The 17,525-nt window shown below is 39.7% G+C and carries 16 protein-coding genes; 3 read left to right on the top strand and 13 right to left on the bottom strand.

Annotated features, from left to right (window positions below; genetic code table 11):
• Positions 1 to 1,046: 1,046 nt before the first annotated feature.
• The 4 genes from SB775_RS25775 to SB775_RS25760 form a co-directional block, all read right to left on the bottom strand.
• Positions 1,047 to 1,991 carry a siderophore ABC transporter substrate-binding protein gene (locus SB775_RS25775; RefSeq protein WP_410863969.1) on the bottom strand — a complete coding sequence of 315 codons (945 nt, stop codon included), beginning with the start codon at positions 1,989 to 1,991 and terminating at the stop codon, positions 1,047 to 1,049.
• 213 nt (positions 1,992 to 2,204) lie between these two features.
• Complete coding sequence (locus SB775_RS25770; RefSeq protein ID WP_410863967.1) at positions 2,205 to 2,963, bottom strand: iron ABC transporter ATP-binding protein; 759 nt, start codon at positions 2,961 to 2,963, stop codon at positions 2,205 to 2,207.
• Positions 2,957 to 3,904 carry an iron chelate uptake ABC transporter family permease subunit gene (locus tag SB775_RS25765; RefSeq protein ID WP_125159746.1) on the bottom strand — a complete coding sequence of 316 codons (948 nt, stop codon included), beginning with the start codon at positions 3,902 to 3,904 and terminating at the stop codon, positions 2,957 to 2,959. The genes SB775_RS25770 and SB775_RS25765 overlap by 7 nt, the downstream gene beginning before the upstream one ends.
• The gene (locus SB775_RS25760) at positions 3,897 to 4,847 is read right to left on the bottom strand and encodes an ABC transporter permease (RefSeq protein WP_061465518.1); all 951 of its coding nucleotides are present in this window, start codon (positions 4,845 to 4,847) and stop codon (positions 3,897 to 3,899) included. Before SB775_RS25760 ends, SB775_RS25765 begins: the two co-directional genes overlap by 8 nt.
• A 251-nt stretch (positions 4,848 to 5,098) precedes the next feature.
• Here SB775_RS25760 and SB775_RS25755 point away from each other — a divergent pair, with 251 nt between their 5' ends.
• From SB775_RS25755 to shc, 3 genes are all read left to right on the top strand, one after another.
• Positions 5,099 to 5,440, top strand: a complete 342-nt coding sequence (locus SB775_RS25755) for a DUF1450 domain-containing protein (RefSeq protein ID WP_410863966.1) — start codon at positions 5,099 to 5,101, stop codon at positions 5,438 to 5,440.
• Between the two features lie 362 nt (positions 5,441 to 5,802).
• A complete protein-coding gene (locus SB775_RS25750; protein WP_410863965.1) occupies positions 5,803 to 7,458 on the top strand; it encodes a M14 family metallopeptidase in 1,656 nt (551 codons plus the stop codon).
• A gap of 174 nt (positions 7,459 to 7,632) precedes the next feature.
• Positions 7,633 to 9,528: a squalene--hopene cyclase gene (gene shc, locus SB775_RS25745; RefSeq protein WP_410863964.1), complete on the top strand. Its 1,896-nt coding sequence runs from the start codon at positions 7,633 to 7,635 to the stop codon at positions 9,526 to 9,528.
• Positions 9,529 to 9,766: 238 nt separating this feature from the next.
• Here shc and SB775_RS25740 read toward each other — a convergent pair whose 3' ends face one another.
• From SB775_RS25740 to SB775_RS25700, 9 genes are all read right to left on the bottom strand, one after another.
• A complete protein-coding gene (locus tag SB775_RS25740; protein WP_061465521.1) occupies positions 9,767 to 10,255 on the bottom strand; it encodes a tetratricopeptide repeat protein in 489 nt (162 codons plus the stop codon).
• A gap of 216 nt (positions 10,256 to 10,471) precedes the next feature.
• On the bottom strand, positions 10,472 to 11,020 hold the full coding sequence (locus SB775_RS25735) for a PepSY domain-containing protein (RefSeq protein ID WP_284469294.1): 549 nt from the start codon (positions 11,018 to 11,020) through the stop codon (positions 10,472 to 10,474).
• Positions 11,021 to 11,084: 64 nt separating this feature from the next.
• On the bottom strand, positions 11,085 to 12,440 hold the full coding sequence (locus tag SB775_RS25730) for a sensor histidine kinase (RefSeq protein WP_410863962.1): 1,356 nt from the start codon (positions 12,438 to 12,440) through the stop codon (positions 11,085 to 11,087).
• Positions 12,437 to 13,132: a response regulator transcription factor gene (locus SB775_RS25725; RefSeq protein ID WP_089361920.1), complete on the bottom strand. Its 696-nt coding sequence runs from the start codon at positions 13,130 to 13,132 to the stop codon at positions 12,437 to 12,439. The genes SB775_RS25730 and SB775_RS25725 overlap by 4 nt, the downstream gene beginning before the upstream one ends.
• Positions 13,133 to 13,549: 417 nt before the next feature.
• Positions 13,550 to 14,071 carry a peptide-methionine (S)-S-oxide reductase MsrA gene (msrA, locus tag SB775_RS25720; RefSeq protein ID WP_410863960.1) on the bottom strand — a complete coding sequence of 174 codons (522 nt, stop codon included), beginning with the start codon at positions 14,069 to 14,071 and terminating at the stop codon, positions 13,550 to 13,552.
• A gap of 124 nt (positions 14,072 to 14,195) precedes the next feature.
• Positions 14,196 to 14,804: a response regulator gene (locus SB775_RS25715; protein WP_410863958.1), complete on the bottom strand. Its 609-nt coding sequence runs from the start codon at positions 14,802 to 14,804 to the stop codon at positions 14,196 to 14,198.
• A 12-nt stretch (positions 14,805 to 14,816) separates the two neighbouring features.
• Positions 14,817 to 15,938, bottom strand: coding sequence for a sensor histidine kinase (locus SB775_RS25710; protein WP_089361922.1), 1,122 nt, complete (start codon positions 15,936 to 15,938; stop codon positions 14,817 to 14,819).
• A gap of 94 nt (positions 15,939 to 16,032) precedes the next feature.
• The gene (gene desA, locus SB775_RS25705) at positions 16,033 to 17,079 is read right to left on the bottom strand and encodes a Delta(5) desaturase DesA (RefSeq protein WP_410863956.1); all 1,047 of its coding nucleotides are present in this window, start codon (positions 17,077 to 17,079) and stop codon (positions 16,033 to 16,035) included.
• Between the two features lie 149 nt (positions 17,080 to 17,228).
• Complete coding sequence (locus SB775_RS25700) at positions 17,229 to 17,423, bottom strand: hypothetical protein (protein WP_410863955.1); 195 nt, start codon at positions 17,421 to 17,423, stop codon at positions 17,229 to 17,231.
• Positions 17,424 to 17,525 lie beyond the last annotated feature (102 nt).

The raw sequence follows: 17,525 nt of genomic DNA, 5'->3' as shown, positions 1-17,525 counted from the left end.
AGTCTCGCACTTCCGCTCCAATCAACCTTAAATAGTTTCGTTTTAAAAACAACAATCTTTACGAAAAGAGCCTTTGAAAAAGTAACAGAGTTTCGACCGTCTTGATTTTCTATAACAAATATATAGGAATTCCATGTCTTAATCCAATAAATATCACCGTAACTTTTTTGGGTTACTGTGGATCACCGTCACTATTTAATTTAACTTCCTTCAGGCTTTTATCATTATAAACGACTCTTTATAAAAACACCAGCACATTACAAAATATGTAAAGATGTAAATCTTCAATCATTGAATGCTATTAGATATTCAGAGGATTTCTTTCCCGATAATTCGACATCTGAAATTTGATTGACGATTACAATGATGCATCGCTCCCCCGCACTTTCTATTTATCTGTAAGAACCAAAAGCCTGCTTAAATTCACCCGTTCATTTACTGCATCCTCTCAAGTTAAAATCCCATAAAATAACAAAAGTTTTTGAGGCCTGTTTCGTAAACTCATTTCGCGTTATATCGACATCATTCCCGTCTTGACTTCAGTTGATCTACTTTTATTGAATTAATTTCTCCTGATAGTAAATGACACCAGATTTGCCTATATTACTTGAAGTAATTAGTATGATGGAGATTCAATTATTCTTAGTTTTCATGAATGTTCATGTTTTAGTTTTTAAGATTATTTACCAATCTATTTACCAATGTTCACTTAAATTACAATTTAAAACCAGACCGGAACCAGAAACTGCATCAGGCATCAATGCAGTTGACATTATAATAGGAAGAAACTATTTTTTTTACGTTGTTATTTGTTTGGCTGAAGAGTTATTTTCTTTCGGTAGCCGCCCATATAAGCCCTAGCAGTTACAACAGGGTCTAATATGAACCTTGTCCTATTTATTTTCCCTTTATTGAGTGTGAAGATCCTTAAGTGATTTCTTTTCTTCCCTTTGTTATTATATATACTTTCATTCAGCTTTATTATAAAAAATAAAAAAAATCCTGTCCTCAATCGAGGGCAGGATTTGCTCTTAAACTATATTTAATTACTTAAGCCCTTTAGAAACTTCTTTAACCATTTCATCAACAGATTCTAAACCGCCGCCAGATAAGTACCAGTAGTTAGGATCAAGATAAATGATGTTTCTTTCTTTAAAAGCCTTTGTATTTTTTACAATGTCATTTTCAACAGTTTCTTTTGCTGCAGCTCCATCACCGGCAACCGCATCTCTATCTACAACGAATAGATAGTCTGGATTCTTTTCAGCAATGTATTCGAAAGAAATACTTTGGCCATGTGTAGATACCTCCAATTTATCATCTACAGCAGGCACACCGAATACATCATGGATAATTCCAAATCTTGAATCCGGTCCATAAGCACTTACTTTTCCACCGCTAGCAAGAACGATTAAACCAGTTTTATCCTTCGGAGCTTTTTCTTTCAAAGCATTAATGTTTTCATCAACACGTGCTAATTCTTTAGCCGCTTCGTCTTTTTTATCGAAGATTTTACCCAAAAGTGTTACATTTTCTTTAAAGGATTCCATATAATTTGCAGTATCTACACCTACATAAACAGTAGGGGCAATTTTACTTAATTCTTTATATGCTTCAGTTTGACGGCCAGAAATCAGGATTAAGTCAGGAGCCATCTCGTTGATCTTTTCGAAGTCAGGTTCTTTTAAACCGCCGGCATTTTCAGTTGTACCTTTATATTTAGAAAGGTATTTTGGAAGGCCATCATGAGGAACAGCTGCTACTTTCACACCCAATTTATCTAGAGTATCAAGAGCACCCATATCGAATACAACAACTTTTTTAGGGTTTGTTTTTACTTTCGTTTCGCCTAGTTGGTGCTTAACCGTAAATTCTTCGCTTTTAGCACTTTCTTTTTTCGTACCTGATTCTTCTTTTTCCTTAACTGATCCGCAAGCTACAGCCACTACAGCCAGCATTGCAACTAAAAGCAGTAAAGATAATTTCTTAATCATCATGGTCACCTCGAAAAGTATTTTTTTATTTAAAATTACAGATTGAATCCTCACCTTCACAGAATTCACCTGCATCGCTTTCCCTGGATATAAACAGGAGGCGGCTAAAAACCTTGGGCGCCCGCCAACTTTTAACAGCCTAATGAGCGTATGAAGTGAATCTGAGACGGCTATGAATACTGAAGTAATTTAAAACCAAATGGCTTTTTCTTACGTGAAGTACACACAGATCTTATTGTCATTGATATTTTGGATTTCAATATCCATATCATAGATTTCCTTTAATACTTCGGTGTTGATCACTTGTTCGGTAGGTCCATTATGAACAACCTTGCCATCCTTCAATGCGACAATATAGTCGGAATAACAGGATGCAAAATTAATGTCATGAATGACGATTATGACCGTTTTCCCTAATTCATCGGCCAATCTCCTCAATACCTTCATGATTTGGACGGAATGCTTCATATCAAGATTGTTCAGAGGCTCATCAAGAAGTACATACTCCGTATTCTGAGCAATAACCATGGCAATGAATGCCCGCTGCTGTTGCCCGCCGCTAAGCTGGTCAAGAAACTTATCCTGCATTTCGCCAAGTTCCATATATTCAATCGCTTCATCGACATACTTCCAATCCTCTTTAGTCAGTTTACCTTGTGAATAAGGAAAACGGCCAAAGGCGACAAGTTCACGAATCGTTAAACGGATATTGATGTGGTTAGCCTGCTTTAAGATGGCAATCTTTTTAGCAAGTTCATTGCTATTGAATTTCCCCATATCCTTCCCCTCGATCAGGACTTCCCCTGAATCCCGGGTAATGAGCCGGCTGATCATTGAAAGGACTGTACTTTTCCCCGCTCCATTAGGACCGATGAAAGATGTGATTTTCCCTTTCGTTATTTCAATGGAAACATCCTCGACAACCGTTTTACTATTATATTTTTTGAATAAATTTTTCACTTCTACCATGATTTATTCTCCTTTAATAGAAGATAGATGAAATAGACACCGCCGACAAAGTTGATAATGACACTCAAGGTGGTAGAGAACGTAAAGATCCTCTCTACAATGAATTGACCGCCGACCAAGGCAATCACACTGATCAGCATTGCACCCGGGATGATATGTTTATGCTGATAGGACTTAATGAATTGATAAGCCACATTTGCAACAAGTAATCCGAGGAACGTGATTGGACCGATCAGGGCAGTTGAAATGGAAATTAAAATCGTGACGACGATTAAAACCCGTTTCGTTACAAAATCGTAATCCACACCCAAGTTTATGGCTTGGTCCCTCCCTAGTGACATGACATCTAAATACTTCAAAAATCTCATAAAATATATCATTGCCGCTATCATGAGGATAATCGCTAATGTTAACAGGTCAGTGTTGACATTATTGAAACTGGCAAACATTTTATTTTGTATCATTTGAAATTCATTCGGGTCAATCAAAACCTGCATAAAGGAAGACATGCTGCCGAATAAGGTCCCGAATATGATACCGATCAACAATAGAAAGTAAATATTTCGGTTTTTCTTGAACATGAACTTGAACAGCAGGCTGGAAAAAATAAGCATGGCCGTAAGTGTAACCAGGAAATTGAGATTTTTATTCATGATCATGATATGCGTTGAACCGAAGAGGAAAATCACTCCAGTTTGGATCAGCATATACATGGAGTCCAGTCCCAAAATGCTTGGTGTCAGGATTTTATTATTCGTAACCGTTTGGAAAATCACTGTTGAAAAGGCTATCGCACAACCTACCACGATGATGGCAATGATTTTTATGACCCTTCTCGGCAGTGCATAATCCCAATTCGGGCCAAGGTCCCAAAATATGTAACCTGCCGTTAAAGCTGCTGCCAGAACAGCTAATATAATGATCTTACTTTTATTATTCATATGCCTTTCTCCTCATTATCAGATAGATAAATACGGCGCTTCCTATCACACCAACCACGAGTCCAATCGGAATTTCAAATGGATATATGATGATCCTGCCCAGGATATCGCAGATCAATAGGAATACTGCCCCTAGCAACGCTGTATGAGAAAGACTCTTTTTCAAATTATCACCAAGGTAAAGGGATACAATATTTGGTACGATCAATCCTATGAAAGGAATCGTTCCCACCGTTAACAGGACAACAGTGGAGGATAATGCCACGATGATCAGCCCAAAATTGACTATAAGTTTATAATTCAGCCCTAGATTAATAGCAAACTCCTCACCCATCCCTGCCACAGTGAATTTATTGGCAAAGAAGTATGCGAGAATGACTAAAGGGATACTTACATATATTAGTTCGTACCTTCCCGACATGATCATCGAGAAATCACCATTCATCCATGTGTTGAGGCTTTGAATCAAATCATACTTATAAGCAAAGAATGTCGAGATGGAACCGACGATATTACCAAACATCAAACCAACCAATGGAATGAAAATCGTATCCTTATATTTCACTTGATCAAGAATTTTCATGAACAAGAATGTACCTGCCAAAGCGAATATGAAAGCGAATGCCATTTTCTCAATAAGTGCTGCCGATGGAAAAATGATAATGGCAAGAAGAAGTCCAAGCCTTGCAGAATCCATGGTACCGGCAGTCGTAGGGGATACAAATTTATTGCGGCTCAATTGCTGCATGATCAGACCGCTTATACTCATCACCACGCCGGCAATGATTATGGTCATCATTCTGGGGAAACGGCTTTGCAGCATGATTTGCACTTTATCATCACTTAGATCCAATAAATCCAGGGGGGTAATATCTTTTACACCAATGAATAATGAGGTAAATGATAAAACGATTAACGACATGACTAAATATCTTATCTTCATCTACATTTCCTACTCTTCCTATCTCAGTAAATACAGCGATAATATTTTTAATTAAAAATTTATGAATAAAGACTATTGTACAATCCCCTATTGAAATGGGCTTCATGAGACAATAGTTACAGGGTTCTCACATTCATGATAATGAGATTCATTATCATTACCATTCATTCTTATTCTACCATTTCTTTGACAGGTGTCAACAAATACAAGGGAATTACTTTGATAAACTCCGGATAATGGAAGAACCACTCATGCATTTCGCTGCAGGAAGTGATAAAATCATAATAACAAATATTTACTCTTCTAATGAAAGAAGCGATGTGATGAAAAACTTCCTATCTAAAGTATTCACAAAAAAAGGGAAAATCCAGATTGAGTTTTGCCAAAATAATCTTGACCGCTTCCTTGATGAACAAACGGTTGCTGATTATGGTAAATTCTTAGCGAATCCAAGGTTTCAATATAAGGAATATGAATGTTTAAGTGAGTGTAAACTTTGTAAGCAAACCCCCTATGCGAAAGTGAATGGCCAGATAATGAACGCCAAGGATTCACGGAATCTTTTAAATCAGTTATATGATGAATTGAAATGATACGGGCCAAGCAAATTGCTTGAACCGTATTTTATTATGGAAATTTCAACTATCTACCTTTAAGTATACAGAATCCAGGGGATGAATAACTATGAAAAGTAATTACTAGCTTTTTTTCTTCCAACATTCCCTAGAAATATAAGCCCTTGGGAAGGTTGTTATGCATCAGAGTCATTCCCTTATGTAATCGAAAAACATCCACACTCTTTTTTTGACAGAAAGAGTTTTACTGGGCTGCAAGCCATGGAATGCCTTTATTGATCTAGTAGATACTTCCTGTTTTTCTCTAGTTCCTACGGTTATACTGTATATATAGCTTAATATATGATAATTTATGGAAAAAGTTATATAGGAGGACGTCCGTGAAAAAAATCATTCCTACAATCGTTTCTTTCGTAACCCTAGGTCTTGTCACTGGATTGCCTAGCCAGAACCCCATCGCAATGACAGAGGAATTCACCCCTTATTATGGAAATGGTCCAAGCTATATTCAACCTGATAACCTCTCCTACCTTTTCCCTGAACCTAATGTTTCTTTCAAGACCCCTGCCTTTATACAAGGCAAGATCGCTTTTACGAGCCAAGAAGAAATGATTGGTCATATCAATTCCCTCTCCCATAAAAATAAGAACATCCAAGTCAAGACGATAGGTAAATCAATAGAAGGACGCGACATCCCCATGCTTCTTTTCAGCAAGGATTCAAAAAAACTCAATAAGGATTCCCGTAAACCATTGATTTGGATACAAGGTCAGATCCATGGCAATGAACCCGCCTCAGGTGAATCAACATTAGTCATTGCACAATGGCTTGCCGAAGGAAAACTTGGTGACGTCCTCGATAAAGTGAACATTGCCATCGTTCCACGCGTAAATCCAGATGGCTCCTATTACTTCAAACGTTTTACCGCAAATGACATGGATGCGAATAGGGACTATTTAAAAGTGGAGTATCCTGAAGTACAGACTATTCATCAAACCATCAATGATTATGGGCCTGAAGTCATTCTTGATGTACATGAATATACAGTGAACCCCGCTCCCCTTAAAAAGGTAGGCGCAAATGGATCCATCGCTTCCTATGATCTGCTCATTTCATCAGCAAAGAATTTAAATATTCCGGAACAGCTTCGAAAAGCATCCGATGAACTGCTTTTACCTAATGTTTTCAAAGCATTGGAAAAAGAAAAGCTTTCCTATCATGATTACTATACACTCGATACTTCTGATACTGGAATTCTTACCGCTACTGAAGGAAGCACAGAAGCCCGCATCGGTCGCAACGCTCTCGGATTGAAAAATACAATGACCTATTTAATTGAAACAAGGGGTATCAATATCGGCCGTACTGACTTCAAACGTCGTGTTTATGCACAAGCTTCAGCTCAGGCTGCCTTCATTAAAACGACGGCTGATCAGGCCAATGAAGTAAAAAAGGTGGTCAAGCAGGCGGAAAATGAAGTGGTGAAAAAAGGGAGAAAAGCAAATGATAATGACAAAATTGTCATCACCAGCCAAAATAAATTAATGAAAAATCAAAGGTTAACAGTGGTCGATATAGCGAAAGCCAAAAAGGTAGATACCACCATCGATTGGCTGGATTCTACCGCTGCCTACCCTACGCTGGTTAGAGATCGTCCGACAGCCTATATCCTTCCACCCGAATATAAAGATATTGCCAAGAAACTTCAGCTATTGGGAGTAGAAGTCAAAAAATTAAAAAGACCTATGAAAGTAGCTGTTGAAAACTATAGGGTCAAGGATCTAAAAGTTTCCGCTGAACTGGAAAGCGGACATTCCACAAGGGAAGTCACGACCACCGTTACTTCAAAAACTCGGGTTTTCCCAAAAGGAGCCTATGTATTTAACATGGACCAGCCTGACGCTAACTTCATTTCCCTGGCCCTCGAACCAGAAGGCATGGACAGCTACGTGACATTCAATTTCATTCCCGCTGTTAAGGGCGGAGAATTACCTATTTACCGCTACATGAAACAATCAGCATTACCAGTTAAATAATGCATTTCGATTACTTTCTAAAACGCTTTAGCAGCTTTCGTTGCTGAAGCGTTTTATTTTTGAACTCCTATTTAATTCACTTTTAAGCCTATTGGCGGACTTTATTTTTTGAATGTGTTGAGAGTTTTTGAATATATATATAAACGGACGTTGTGTTTAAGAGGGGGAACGACTTTGAACCAGCATGTGCAATTGGAAATGAACCGCCTTATTCATCGCTTAAAACAAGACCAATCAGCAGATGGATCTTGGAATTATCCCTTTGACACTGGGATAACAGCTGATGCCTATATGATTATTTTACTTAAAGTTTTAGAAATAGAAGATGCCTCTTTAATAGAGGCATTAGTAAAAAGGATTGAAAGCAGACAAACGGAAAATGGCTCCTGGAGACTTTTCCATGATGAAAAAGACGGTAATCTTTCAGTCACTATTGAAGCTTATTATGGTCTCCTTTATAGCGGACTGCGAAAAAAACAAGATCCTCATATGAGGAAAGCCAAACAATTCATTCTTTCCAAGGGTGGAATTAAACAGGCCAAAATGTTAACTAAAATGATGCTCACCATCACTGGACAATATAAATGGCCACTCCTATTCCCGATCCCGCTCGAAGCTATATTACTGCCGCCAACCTTCTTCTTCAGCATTTATGACCTATCCGTATATGGCCGTGTCACCATGGTCCCTTTGCTTTTACTAGGACATAAAAGGTTCCAGATCATGTCCCCAAACACACCTAGTTTAAAAGATTTATATCAAACAAGGGAGGAACGGTCTGAAGAGCATGTGTGGAAGGAATATCGAACCGACGAATACCGCTCCTTCTTTTCCAAACTTCAAACAGGTGTCAAAACTTTAATTGGTTATCCAGATTATCTTCATTCCTTGGCCCTAGAAACCACAAAACGATTTATGCTCGACCGGCTAGAACCCGACGGAACGTTGTATAATTATTTGGGGCCTACCTTTTTCATGATTTTTGCCCTACTTTCAACCGGCTACTCGAAAAAAGATCCGGTAATCCTAAAAGCTGTTTCCGGTTTGAAGGAAATGTCCTGTTCCGTTGATGGTCACACACATATCCAACTTACAACAGCACATGTTTGGAATACATCCTTAATCAGTTATGCCCTGCAAGAAGCCGGACTGCCATCAAAAGATGAAACTGTAAAGTCCGCCAATCAGTATTTACTGTCACGCCAGCATTATATGTATGGAGATTGGTTAATTCATAATCCTGACGCGGTCCCAGGTGGCTGGGGTTTCTCTGATTTGAATACAATGAATCCAGATGTAGATGATACGACGGCATCATTACGGGCGCTTGCAGGTCAAATGCAAACAAGACCTGATAATCTGGACAGCTGGCAGCGTGGTGTCGCCTTTACAATTTCCATGCAAAATGACGATGGAGGATTTCCCGCATTTGAACGAGAAAGCGATCCTAAATGGGTACATCTCATTCCTTTCGAAGGATCAAATTACATCTTGACTGATCCGTCGACAGCTGATTTAACAGGCAGGACGCTTGAATTTCTAGGGAACTATACAAATTTGAAGAAACCTGGGAAAGTCAGCAAAAAGGCCGTAGATTGGCTCTTGAAAAATCAGGAGCAGGACGGCTCCTGGTACGGACGCTGGGGAATATGTTACCTATATGGCACATGGTCGGCACTGACTGGCATGAAGGCCGTAGGGCATTCCTCTGAACATCCTGCCATCAAAAAGGCCATCTCCTGGTTAAATAAAATCCAAAATAAAGATGGCGGCTGGGGTGAATCTTGTTATAGTGACATCAAGCAGCATTATATGCCTCTCGGGACCAGTACCCTGACACATACGGCTTGGGCTGTGGATGCGTTGATTGCAACATCTGACAAACCCACACCTGAAATTGAAAAGGGCATCGCCTATCTCACCCGCGGAGCTCAAAAAGAAGACTGGACCAATGACTATCCTGCAGGCCAGCTCATGGCAAGCGTTTTGTATACCCATTATCACAGCTATCGCTATATTTACCCGCTACTTGCCTTAAGTCACTACAGAAACAAATTCATGGATGCTTAATCGCTTTTTCAGTGATTTTTATCATATAAAGGTGAATATGTGGATTACCTGTGGAAAAGGGGTGAATAACACCGAAAAGTTATCCACAATCCGAGGTTATCCACATTGTTTTGCCTGTAAAATGACTAAAAACAAGTCATCGATAAACATTTCCCTTCATTTTTGTTGATTAATTCATTTCGAATATGTATTCATGACTTGTTTATGCACGCTTTGTGGATAGTTTGGGGATGAATGATTACGATTCCAAGAAAACTTTATCCAGTTTATCACTATAGAATTCTATGGCCTTTGCATAAGATTGTATTTCTCGATCCTTAGAGGTTTCCGCAATTATTTTCAATAAGGATTCCATCGCTAGATCATGTCGGCCCAAATTATAAAATGACATGGCCCTGAATACCAATAAAGCCCTATCCTCAGGAAACTTTGCCAGCCCCGCTTCCAATGTCCGTTTTGATTTTTCATATTCCCCAATGGTGCGATATGTGCTCCCCAGCCCTAGGTAGGCTCCTTTTGCGTCCTCATCCGGCAAACCTAGTTTGAGGGCAGCTTCATAATGGGGCACCGCCTTTACCTCTAGTCCAAGAATATCCAAACTCCAGGCACACTGATACTGTATGACTGCATCCTCTGGATTTTGCTTTGCCAAATCCATCAATAATTGATTGGATTTTTTGAATTCTTTCCTGCCTCTTAATATCAGTGCCCTTTCTAAACTCTCCATCGCCATTCCTCCATTGAATAAAATTCCTTATTGCCCCTATTCGCGAGTCCCCCATTTAATACCTTCTTAGATCGGCTGAGAAAGAGTAATTCAGAATTTATATGTAGGAAAATGGGAGTCTGGATCGGCCTCACTTTTCAATCGAATATGCCATTGTGAATAAAAAAGGATCTGCCACTTGGCAAATCCTTCACACATTTCAGTTCTAGATATTGATTAATCATCCAACTGGTTTTTCAATACTTTCCCCGTAGTGGCATCTATCACTACATCATATTCCTTTTGTCCCTGGTTTATCTCCAACTCGTACACAAGGATGCCATTCTCTGAATCAAGCTCTGCATCCGTCACTTGACCCTCCACCTCTTTCAAGGCAATCTTTTCAGCTTGATCCATGCTGATTTTTGCAATTTCCACTGCTTGTTGTGTGCTCATATCCTCATCGTCTTCGTCTTCCATCTCCCGAGAAAGAATCTCTCCTTTTTCAGCATCGACCTCTACATCTTGATAGCCTTCATTCGTTTTAACGGTCATCTCATAGGTCATCGGCTGGTCCCAATCCTTTTCAAATTGAGTAACCTTACCGCCCAGTTTTTCTGAAATCATTTTGATAGCCTCATCCTCAGATAACGCACTCTTATTGACTGCATATACCGCAGTTCCAGCGGCACCGCCGAAAAGCAATACAGAAGCTATGGAAACCGTCAAGATTACCTTTTTCTTTTGAATGATACCTTCTTTTATCGTAGCCCACTGCTTTTTCATGAATAATTCCTCCTTTGAGTTGTTACCTTAATAATAAACATCATTCATGAAACGAACATGAGCGCTAGATTAGAATTTGATGAGAAAGAGTAATAGTCACCAACGTCCCCTCTCCCACTTCGCTTTGAATTTCCAGTTTACCTCCGAATGACTCGACAAGTGTTCGAGCGATGGAAAGCCCGAGTCCATTGCCTCCCGTTTTCCTTGCCCTTGATGAATCCACGCGATAAAAACGTTCAAATACATGCGGTAGATGTTCTGGTGATATCCCTGCCCCTTGATCTTTAACACCAATGAAAATTTCATTAGCCCTCCGTTTTATCAGGATTTGTATATCCGATTCACTATATTTCATGGCATTGTCCAATAGGATGACAAGCACCTGTTCAAGCTTGCTGGAAATGGCCATTGCATATATTTCCTTAAACTCGGATTGTATCTTTATTTCACGGTTTGCCGTCCTTCTAAATGTTTGGGCAATCTGTTCACAAAACGAAATAAGTTCGACTTTTCCTTCAACATCCTTTGAAGGTTCACTTTGGGAAGCGGATTGAAGTAGATGTTCCGTCAGCTGTTTCATCCGGATGGCTTCATGATGGATTGCCTCCACCGCCTCTTCCAGAATCGCCTCATCCTTCATTCCCCAGCGTTTCAATAGTGAGGAGTAGCTTTCTATGACCGTAATCGGTGTTTTCAATTCATGTGAAGCATCTGAAAGGAATTGCTGCTGTCGGTTATAATTCCGCTCAAGCCTTTCTATCATCCTGTTGAATGACACCCCCATTACCTGTAGCTCGTCCTTTGATTGATCCGAAAGCGGTATCCTTTTGAATTCTCCGCTTTTCTCAATCTCCATCATTGACCCGCTCATGATCGATATGGGTTTGAGGATTAGATTGGCCAGCCATTTACCTGCAAAAATGGATAGAAGAATGACAAAAAGGGATGCACCACCTAATACGAGGGCAAGAGTCGATAAATTTTCAAGGAGGGTATCCTGCGGCTGTGTCACCTCGATCATTCCTAGCTTCTTCCCTTCTTCGGGATATGCGTAACGGTAGGTCAACACGTAATCCCCATCAGCTTTGCTAAAATCAAATCCTTTCTCATTAATGGATTTAACCTCTAGCCCCTCAAGGTCCTCTTCATCCGTAAACGATTTTACCAACCTTCCATCTGTGCCAAATATCCGCACCATTCCATCATCAGGGGTATACGGCTCCATTAAATCGGGATCACCGGAAATCAAATCTTTCGTCAGGATATTTTCTTCAATTAATGAAGCTTTATCTTCGAGCAGATCCCTTTCCCTCTCAACAGATATCAAGAGAAAGGCAATTAAAACGATGATACTCAACAATATAAGCATGACGCTTAAAAAAAGACTGGAGTACGATTGGATTTTCGTCCGAATCTTCATACCGGCTCCTTCAAGCTATACCCTACCCCGCGGTAAGTATGTATGAGCTGCAAATCAAAGGGGTAATCTATTTTTTTTCGTAAATAACGGATATACACATCAACCACATTCGTATCCCCTGCAAAGTCATATCCCCATACATGTGTAAGTATTTGCTCCCTTGAGAGTACTTGATTTTTATTTTGCAATAGATATACCAGCAAATCGAACTCGCGGGAAGTCAGCTCGATCCTGTTGCCTTGCCTGAGAAGGTCCCTTGTACCAAGGCTCAATTGCAGATCATGGACCTTAAGTTCATCCGCTTTCCCTTCTGATTGGCTCTCACGTACATTTGTACGAAAACAAGCACGGATCCGGGCCAGCAGCTCTTCTATCTCAAACGGTTTCGTTACATAATCATTCGCACCATGGTCCAGGCCATTCACCTTGTCTGGTACAGCATCCCTTGCGGTTAGAAGAATGACTGGTGTAGATCCATTCTTTTTCCGGTAACGTCTAAGTACTTCTATGCCATTCAACTCGGGTAGCATCACATCCAATAAGATTAAATCCCACTCTTCGGATTCTGCCCTTTGCAGACCTGTCTTTCCGGTAAAAGCCGATTCAGTTAGATAACCCTCATGATTAAGTTCCAGCTGGAGGATCCTCGCGATTTTTTCTTCATCTTCTATTATTAAAATCCTTTTATTCATGATTACCACCACCCACCTCTTAGTGTACTGAATAAAAATGAAAATATCATGAGAAATTGAACACTCTGCATAAAAATCCCATGAAATAATTACTTTAAAAGGTCAAAAAAAAGAATCGGATGTGAAAAGTCCAAGTTGGTCTTTACAGACACCATACACAGATTCCTCACAATCATTAAAAATTTCTCCATAGCTAAATAATAAAAGCCTATGTATCAATGGCTAACCATAATAAAAAGACTATGGAATATTTCCATAGTCACAGTTTGTCGACAAAATGGGGTTCGGAACGGCCTCATCCCGAATAACTGGCTTGCCGAGACCACACTGCCGCTTGCGGCGAGGAAGCTTGGCAGACAGTCAGCGGAAAGAGAGCCGATACCTGTAATCAACTGGATCGTTTAATAATGATCCAGTTCATTCAACGTTCCAATGCTGGTCAATGAATTCATCGCGTCCTGATTTCGCACGGTCTGCTTTATAATCATCTTTGTTTTTTTTATGAAAGCCTTGATGGTATTCTTCGGCAGGATAAAAGGTTTGGGCAGGAAGGACTTCCGTTACGATGGGTTTCCGGAATTTCCCGCTGGCTGCAACCTTTTCTTTCGCTTCAATGGCCAGTTTCTCTTGAGCTTCGTCATGATAAAAGATGGCCGTTCGATACTGGCTTCCCCTGTCATGGAATTGACCGCCATCGTCGGTTGGATCGATTTGCTGCCAATATAGTTCAAGTAGTCTTTCATAAGGAAATAACAGGGGATCGAAAGTGATCTCGACGACTTCATAATGTCCCGTAGTTCCCGTCTTCACTTCCTCGTAAGTAGGGTTTTCAACATGTCCCCCTGTATAACCGGATACGATTCCCCCAATCCCGGGTTGTTCTTCAAATGGTGTCACCATGCACCAAAAACAGCCTCCTGCAAATGTAGCTTTTTGCATAATGGTCAACACCTTCCTGTACATATGTAATAAAATCTAATATACCATATCCTAATCTTAACACTGTGTCTTTTGATTTACGAAGCCTCCAAGCCAATCGCCCCAAAAGGGATGTACCCTTTGATCAATCTTTTGACCAGCCCTTTTCCTTGAATCTTACAATAGCTTCAACGCGATTGCTTACATCCAATTTATCAAGAATGACCGAAATATAATTACGGACCGTTCCATTGGTCAGATAAAGCTGGCTGGCAATTTCCTTTGTATTCTTACCATCTGCAATTAATTGGAGCACTTGACACTCTCTTTCAGTCAAAGGGTTTTCTTCTTCAAAAGCCATATCCACCAGCTCAGGAGCATATATGCGCCGACCGTCCATGATGACACGGATCGAGTTCGCCAGTTCCTCACTTGGACTATCCTTCAGCAGATATCCACCTACCTCGGCCTTTCTGGCTCTTTCAAAATAACCAGGGCGTGCAAACGTGGTTAAAATGATGACTTTGCATTGGTGGCCCTGATCCTTGATCTCTTCCGCTACATCAAGCCCGGTTTTAACTGGCATTTCAATATCCGTAATGCAGATATCTGGCTTTAAACGATTAACGAGATTCATTGCTTCTTCCCCATTGCTCGCTTTTCCGACAACCTCCATATCCTCTTCCAGATCAAGGATAGAACCTAGTGCGCCAAGCAGCATCCTTTGGTCTTCAGCAATTACGATTTTAATCAATGTTAATCCCACCTATCCATTATTTTTTATAGCATTCGGAACCCTTATATAAAGTGCAGTTCCATCTGTTGATTTAATATCCAGGCTGCCATTAACGAATTCAAGCCTTTCTTTCATTCCTTGAAGTCCATTGCCTTTAAAAAATTCTGATTTATGTGAAAGTCCCACTCCATTATCTTGGACTTTCATCGTCACTCCTGTCTGTAATTCTTCGATGACGATATTACATGAGTCGGCACAGCTATGTTTGACGATATTTGTCACAGCTTCTTTCAAGCACATGCTTAAAACCGTTTCAACAAGCAATGGAGTATCTTGCAATTCCGTTGTGCCTTCCAAATTGAAGTCTATCTCTGCCGCTTTCAATATTTGCTTGACCCGGATGATTTCATCGCATAGCTTGGCCCCACGCATTTCCGACACCATTTCCCGTACTTCCTTGAGTGCCGTCCTCGCCGTTTGACGGATATCCTTGATTTCCTTCTTAGCCGACTCCGGTTTTAAATCAATCAATTTCCCTGCAAGGTCACTTTTCAAGCCAATCAAAGAAAGTTTTTGTCCAAGTGTATCATGTAGATCACGGGCAATCCGCTGGCGTTCTTCCATTTTGCCAAGCTCGGAAATTCTTTTATGTGCATCTTCCAATTGTTCTTCCAGCCTATCACGTTTATTCCGATTATATGTGTTGAATGGGAGAAGGATCACGCCCACTACACAAATGAGCATAAAGGGAAATTGCGAAAAGAAGGTAGGGTCTTTCATGATGAATCCAATATTGACAGATACGATGGTGGCTAATAGCTGGATCGAATATAATACGAAAAAGCCAACCTTATTTTGAACATTCCCAATAAAGAATGCTAAAAAGAGTGAAAAGTAAATGTAGCTGAAAAATATGGTCATGGATATGGATATGACTATTTGTATAGCCGTCCATACGTATACGGGCCATCCCTTCGAAACGAATGAGAGACCATATGATATGAAAAACAAAATGATCATGACGATTCCAAAGACAGTCTCCAACATCGATGAAGATTTGAAAATGAAGTAAAAAGGAAGGATACAAAAAATGATCCAGACATAAGGGCTCAGCCCTGTGTTCTTAGGAAAGATATGATACCAACTTTGCATGGCGCCGCCTCTATTTCTTTTTCTCCTAGTATATACTAAGGTGTTTAATCAAAAAACCATCCAATGGAAATTGAATGGTTTTTTGATTAACTATTTATTTCCCTTGAAGACTTGGACGTTTATTATTCATTTCCAACTTTGATTTTTTCTCATTTAGACGTTCCTTTATCTCTTTAAAACTTACAAACGTCTTGTTTTCCCCATCATAAAGGCGGAATCGAAGTGATTTTAAACTTGAACTAAGAGTGATTGTCGTTGCCTGCTGCAAAGGCAGGGTGGAATCATGGACTTTTTCCAGATTGTAGTTCGGCACTCTTGGACTAAGATGATGCACGTGGTGAAAACCGATATTACCAGTCACCCATTGTAAAACCTTCGGAAGTTTATAATAAGAACTTCCATCAATGGCAGCCTTCACATAATCCCATTCCGATTCCTCTTCGAAATAAGAATCTTCGAACTGATGCTGTACATAAAACAGCCAGATGCCCAGGGATCCAGTTACAAAAAGAAGCGGTACCTGAATCATCAGGAATGCCTGCCATCCGATAGCCAAGCATAACAAACCATAAATCACCACGATTGCGGCATTTGTCAAATACTTATTCATGCGTTCCTTCTTTTTTGCGCCTTTTTTATTCAGACGATTCGAAACAAGGAATAGATAGAATGGACCTAATCCAAACATGACGATTGGATTTCTATATAAACGGTAAGCCAGACGTCCCCAGAATGAAGCGGCTACATATTCATCAACGGTCATGATCCAGATATCTCCTGTACCGCGTTTGTTTAAATTACTGCTTGTTGCATGATGTATGGAATGACTATGCTTCCATTGCTCATACGGAAATAATGTGACGATTCCGCTGATTGTACCCAGGATGTTATTCGCTTTTCTGCTTTTGAAGAACGATTGATGACAGCAATCATGGAAAATGATGAAAATCCTGACTACGAATCCTGCAGCCAAAACGGCCAATGCAAGGGTCAGCCAATATGAGATGGTTAAGCTTTGATAAGCTAAAAACCATAACAGGAAAAATGGCGGAAATGTATTTATAAGCTGCTTCACACTTGATTTAGTATTGGATTTTTCAAAAGGGGCAACATCTTTTCTTAATTGTTTTTGATTACTCATGATTTCCTCCTCATAAATATTATATAGAAACATGGAGTGTTTAAATGGATTGGTTCAGCTTACATATTTCGAATACCATAATTGGTGTTTAACATCTTACTCTCTATTTAAGTATAGGAATAATCATTGATCTTCTATAGTCATAAACGTCAATTGGCTGGCATTACAAATGTCATATACTTGTCTACTTCATCACTTTTCACACGTATTTTTTCCTTAATTATCATTTTCACCCTTAAAAAAATGATAAATTCACTCAAAGTCCCATCAATCAATCCACACATAAATTCCTGATTCCAAATAAATAAGCAGTAAAATATTCGATCAAAAAAAAGATCCGCCATCTGGCGAACCCCTTTTTGAGATTCCCTTTGAATTTTTGCCTGAAGTTAGGAGATTGGGGCTCTACGAGCCCACTATGTTAGGCCATTTTTGGACCTCGCCAT

It is taken from the genome of Peribacillus sp. SIMBA_075 (assembly GCF_046534585.1).
This window is presented reverse-complemented; position numbering and strand designations above follow the sequence as displayed.

Bases quoted from the DNA above. Each gene is read 5' to 3' on its own strand.
- SB775_RS25770 (WP_410863967.1), bottom strand. From the start codon at position 2,963: ATGGTAGAAGTGAAAAATTTATTCAAAAAATATAATAGTAAAACGGTT.
- SB775_RS25765 (WP_125159746.1), bottom strand. From the start codon at position 3,904: ATGAATAATAAAAGTAAGATCATTATATTAGCTGTTCTGGCAGCAGCT.
- SB775_RS25760 (WP_061465518.1), bottom strand. From the start codon at position 4,847: ATGAAGATAAGATATTTAGTCATGTCGTTAATCGTTTTATCATTTACC.
- SB775_RS25755 (WP_410863966.1), top strand. From the start codon at position 5,099: ATGCATTTCGCTGCAGGAAGTGATAAAATCATAATAACAAATATTTAC.
- SB775_RS25740 (WP_061465521.1), bottom strand. From the start codon at position 10,255: ATGGAGAGTTTAGAAAGGGCACTGATATTAAGAGGCAGGAAAGAATTC.
- SB775_RS25735 (WP_284469294.1), bottom strand. From the start codon at position 11,020: ATGAAAAAGCAGTGGGCTACGATAAAAGAAGGTATCATTCAAAAGAAA.
- SB775_RS25730 (WP_410863962.1), bottom strand. From the start codon at position 12,440: ATGAAGATTCGGACGAAAATCCAATCGTACTCCAGTCTTTTTTTAAGC.
- SB775_RS25725 (WP_089361920.1), bottom strand. From the start codon at position 13,132: ATGAATAAAAGGATTTTAATAATAGAAGATGAAGAAAAAATCGCGAGG.
- msrA (WP_410863960.1), bottom strand. From the start codon at position 14,071: ATGCAAAAAGCTACATTTGCAGGAGGCTGTTTTTGGTGCATGGTGACA.
- SB775_RS25710 (WP_089361922.1), bottom strand. From the start codon at position 15,938: ATGCAAAGTTGGTATCATATCTTTCCTAAGAACACAGGGCTGAGCCCT.
- desA (WP_410863956.1), bottom strand. From the start codon at position 17,079: ATGAGTAATCAAAAACAATTAAGAAAAGATGTTGCCCCTTTTGAAAAA.
- SB775_RS25700 (WP_410863955.1), bottom strand. From the start codon at position 17,423: ATGGCGGATCTTTTTTTTGATCGAATATTTTACTGCTTATTTATTTGG.